Annotated in this window: 1 protein-coding gene and 1 pseudogene; both read left to right on the top strand. The window is 46.9% G+C overall.

The features are described 5' to 3' along the window. Positions 1-1,380: pseudogene (locus tag PGLA_RS28230) on the top strand (DUF5704 domain-containing protein); the annotation flags it as partial. Between the two features lie 118 nt (positions 1,381-1,498). After that, positions 1,499-5,578, top strand: a 4,080-nt coding sequence (locus PGLA_RS21980) for a pre-toxin TG domain-containing protein (protein WP_245700238.1), incomplete at its 3' end; no start/stop codon positions are given.

The following is a 5,578-nucleotide window of genomic DNA, read 5'->3' as shown; positions in this document are numbered from 1 at the left end:
CCAACCAATGGACAACACGTGGACTATCCTGGGTATAGAGATCGAGATTATGCTAAATATTTCAGAACGAAACAAGTGTGGTTTCCATTTGATGTCTACAATGAAAGCCGAACGGAATTTATTCCTAAAGAAACGTGGGTTAATATACCCGTCCATCAATTTGAGACCACATTCTATTTACCTGTGTGGGTCGATGAAGGGAATTATGAGGTTGCGTTCCGAAGTATCGCACATAACGCACCTGAAGATTTCACATATCAACCAGATGCCAATACGAATCTAACACATCATGTAGCCACGGACGAAGTTTCAGTAGAGGTCATAGGACGGTTATATGATTTCCATATCACAGATATCGTGGACTACAACTGGGAAACGGTCTTTCGGACAAGAAAAGGTAGCTTCAACCCAACCGGAATTTCGTATTGGGTAGGGAAGAATAGCATTGATGGGGAACGACGTGGAAATAGTGCACAGCTCACGCTACCCATTCATCCAGGAAGTCATACGATAAAGGGTTTCAAGAACGTGGTAGTTAAACAGGGATACCACTACAAATTCGATTTCAAGACGAAAGGGAATATGTTTGGTCCAACAGATGGGATACGGATAACCCCATCCTTTAATTACGTAAGTAAAGATGGCACCATGACAACCCCTGTGGATCTGTATTACCATTCATCCGAGAAGAAGTTCGTTAAGATAGGATCAAGTAATGACAAGGTGAAAAGATATGTCCTGTTGAATGATAGATTGCGAAATGTACCCAAGGATGAACTAACGGATACGGCTGAGGTCAAGTATCGGACCAACGATACGGCGGGGCAATCCACGAATTTATCGATGAACCAATACGTTAATAAATACATCAACAAGTTAACGAAGAAAAAAACACCCGTGGGTGGATTCAGTCTGCTATTACTACCTGAACATACACGAACACTCATAGGACCCAAGAGCAATATTCCACCTTCCGTCAATACGGACCGTGCATTGTCTGCGATACAACATTGGTATGGAGAATACAGCATTCCAGTGGATACGTATGTCGTCAAGAAAGGATTGAAATTGTACCAGAATGGTCCATTTGATGACAAGTCACCGATGTTCTTGAAGAATGGCTATATTGTCGTGAACTTCGATATAGAGTCGATTAAGAATGGTGACTTAGAGAATCCTCACTTACAATATATTAAAGCACCGCTCATGAACCAAGTGGTTGGTGGTATCCAGCGAAAGAATCAGTGGCAAATGGAAGGATTTAATAATAATATCTTAGATTCCTTTGGCAATCGATTCAAACTCATCGACGGAGACGTCGTCTTCTATAACGCGAATAAGTCCAGTCGGGATGACTTTGGATCTCAAGTCACTCATTAGTTCATGTAACAAGATAGTCCATGGTGTGTGGACTATCTTGTTCTATATTTAAGGAGAAGCGAAAGCTGAAGTTGCAATGTGCACGGCGTAGTAAGAAGAAATAAGGAGGGGACACGGTTTGAAAATTGAAGTGGAAGTCTCCAGTCTGCTGAGTACAGGCAAAGAGTTACACCGTGCTTCAGAGGATATCGAAACGTTACGTTCTGAACTGCGAAGAGCGATGAGCGGCTTGACATTACAGAGCCGCCGACGTCCGGATGTGGACAGTAATTACCAAGGAATTGACCAGCGCTTGAACGAATTACATAAAGAATTGGAAGAGTTATCACGACTGTCTGAGCGCAAAGGTGACCAATTTGAAGAAGCAGACGGCAAAGGAAAACCATTTGATTTTGGTGCACTATTGAAATTTGTTGCCGTAGCAACGAGTATGGGACTAGATTTCGTACCGATTCTAGGAAATGCCAAGGGGATTCTTGAAGCGATCGTAGGGCGTGATTTGATCACAGGGGATAAGTTAGCCCCGTGGGAGCGAGCGTTAGCCGTATTAGGACCTTTAGGTAAAGGTGTGAGTTCTGGCGCCAAGTTATTGAAGGTTGCTGACGAAGTTATCGGTGTTGCTTCACAGGCGACAAGGCATGGTGACGATGTAGCGGATATGGCGAAGGCCGTCAATCGGGCTGAGAACGTTGGCGAAGAAGTATTGGGACAAGGGAGCAAGCACCTTGATGACGTTCATGGAGGTAAAGGAGTTGACTCCAAAACGGGTGATTCACTATCCAAGAATGGCGACCAACCTGACCTGCCTACGGGGAAGACAGATAACAACAGGGGGGCATCATCGGATTTAGCCCCTGATGGAAACCCAGGGAAAAATACCGGTACAGTAGATGCCCCGCCAACCAAAGATGGATCACCATCCCTAAGCGAAAAGGAAGCCATGATTGCAGCTGCTGCAACCGCCACGGCTGCTGGGGGAGGAACAGTAGCTGCCCTTACGAAGAAGGTCAAATCTGCGGATCATATCAGTGGTTCTAACCCGATCTCTAAGAGTGATGGGAATCTCGTTAATAAAATGGATGCCGTGGATTCATCACCGCCGAAACAGACACAGAATCCAAGCCAGACCAAATTAGAAAGTAATGTGAAAGACCCTATCCATGCAGCTACGGGAGATCAGTACATTATTCATCCAGCGATTAAATTGTATGGCGCCGCTACCTGGTCGTTCGAACTGCATTATCATTCTGCGTTATTACAGACCAGTGATCTTGGGGTAGCTTGGACGCACAACTACGCCATGCGTCTAGCATTGTCGGATGTTGAACCCGAATCGATCACGATGTGGTGGAATGCGAGCCGTGCTAACCGATTTGTACAACAGGAGGATGGGCGTTACCGTTCCGCAGATCTCGACGTACAGTGGGATGAACTGCTCAAGACCGAAGCTGGCTATGAACTGATAACGCGCAGTCCTCGAGCGGTGTACCATTTCACGACTGAAGGACAGCTTCACCGACATACGAATGCCGAAGGGTTAGCGTTGGAAGTCGTACACAATGAAGCTGGTCAGCTGCTTCAACTCGTGGATGAACGGACACAACGGGCGTTGAATGTCAACTACAACGGACAAGCGTTAATCCAAGATGTAGGCGATCCAGCACGTCAAGTCAGCTTCTCATATAATGAATACCGCCATCTCATACGCTTCAAGGATCCTAATCGACACGCAACCGACTTAACCTATGATTCCGATGGACGTATCATCAGCCTGGCGGTAGCCGGTGACATTCAGTTCGTGAACACCTTTGACGAAGACGATCGCATTATCGAACAATCCGATGCGTTAGGTCGAGTAACCCGTCTTCATTACGATACGCAAAGCCGTCCTGGATTCATCGTCACGACCGTTACGAATGGCTTAGGTCATGAGCAACAGTTAGTCCATGATAAGCGTTATCTGCTGATCGAGAATCAGATGCCAGACGGAAAGAAAGAACAATTCACCTACACAGCACGAGGTCAAGAAGAGAGTAGGACCAATGCATTAGGTGAAACCATACGCTATGAATACGACGATCAGGGTCACCTAATTCGTGTGATCAATCCACTAGGAGATATCACAAGCTTCACATATAATTATGAGCATTTGTTAGATCAAGAAACGAACGCAGAAGGGCACATCACGAAGTATATCTATGATGAACAACAGCGCTTAGTGGGAATGACCCGTCCCGAAGGAACGACGTGCGAAATTACCTACAATGCCCAAGGACAACGTGCAACCTACCGAGATTTCAATGGCGTACTGCACCATTACCATTACAATGATGTGGGTGAACTGTCGACGATGGAAGACGGCGAAGGCAGAGCCACACAGATATCTTATGATAACGTTGGCCGAATCACCATGCTTGAGGATCCACTGGGAGGACAGACATGCCATACCTACGATGCCAACGATAATCTGTCTGTGCTCACCGATCCACTCGGGCGCAAGTGGCATTTCAGCTATGATGCATTTGATCGGATGTTGGAGCAGACGAACCCTTCTGGTAAAGCGACGGTCTATCGATACGCGCCGACAGGAACATTGGAATCGGTGACGAATGCATTAGGTGAGACCGTCAGTTATCGGTATGATGTAGAAGATAGATTAGAAGAACATCGTAATGCCTTAGGTGAAACGACAAAGCTTCGGTATGATCGTGCAGGACGCGTCCTCACGGTCATAGATCCGTTAGATCGTGAAGTTCAGTACACGTATGATGGCGCCGGACGCATGAAGTCGGCCATCGACGGTGAAGGTCGAATCGTCAAAGCATTGACCTATGATGCCGCAGGCAATCCGATTGCCGAAACAGACGGATTGAAACATACGAAGAACATTCGCTTCAATGCGCTATACCAGCCGGTAGAAGAACAGGATGCATTGGGACGGATAACCCGTATGAGCTATGATGCAGCTTCTCGCTTAACGGAAGTCATCGAGGCGGACTTAGCCGTATATCGCCAAGAATACGACGGGGAAGACCGGCTTACAGCCTATACCGATGCGAATGCGAATCGTACAGAACTTCAGTATGATCGAAGTGGATTGCTAACATCCGAGAAGAATGCAGCTAATAGCGTGCTGAAGTATGGGTATGATGCGCGTGGTTGGCGGAACGAAAGAACGAATGCAAGGGGACAACGCACAGACTACCGATATGACGCGGCGGGCCAGCTCATCGAATTAGTAGATGAAGCAGGAACAACGAAGTTAGACTATGACCTTAACGGATACATGACGACCGTGACCGAAAATGAAGTAACAACAACCCGGACCTATGATGACCTCGGAAGAGTAACGGCGGTTACAGGAGCATGGGGCCAGAGTATCGGGTATACGTATGATGCGGCAAGTAGAATCACGAAGCTGACCTATCCAGACGGGAAAGAAGTCCATTACAGATATACGATGGCTGGTGAACTAAGTGAAGTGAAAGATTGGAAAGGTAGACTGACCCGATACAGATATGACCGAAGTGGACGATTAATCGAGACTCAGCGTCCGAATGGCAGTCGGGAACGGCGAAGTTACGACGGCGCCGGACAGATGGATCACCTCAGTGACCAAACCCCGCAAGGTGTGATGATGCAACAGTATCGCTATACCTACAATGCAATCGGGCAGATCATCCAAGAGGAAGACAAGCAATATACGTATGATAACTTAAGACGTATGAGTCGTGGATCTTGGCCGGGACGACGGATAGACTATAGCTATGACCTAGCCGGAAATATGATGACAAGAAAAGATAGTGACCAAGAAGCGTATCCCCCGATCGCCTATACAAAAGATAACCGTTTGTTTAGTATAGGAGGATACCCAGTCGAGATGGATGCCGACGGGAATCTCCTGTACATGAGCGAAGGGAAGACGATGGCCTCCTTCGAATATGATGCACGTAACCGACTCGTGAAATCGGGTAAAGCGCAGTATACGTATGATGCTCAAGGCAATCGGACGTCGATGACATGGAAAGGGAAGACGACACGGTATATCGTGGATGCTCTTCCGGAATTAAGTCGTGTGCTGATGGAGTTAGACGCTGAGGGAACCCCCAAAGCCTATTATGTATATGGCTTAGGGCTGATCGGACGAGAAGATACGCAAGGCAATTACCAGAGTTATCACAGTGATATCCGTGGAAGT

The sequence above is a fragment of the Paenibacillus glacialis genome (assembly GCF_001637205.1).
In the GTDB taxonomy this organism is placed as follows: domain Bacteria; phylum Bacillota; class Bacilli; order Paenibacillales; family Paenibacillaceae; genus Paenibacillus_AQ; species Paenibacillus_AQ glacialis.
Note: the sequence above shows the minus strand (reverse complement) of the source record. Positions and strands in the feature narration are given on the sequence as shown.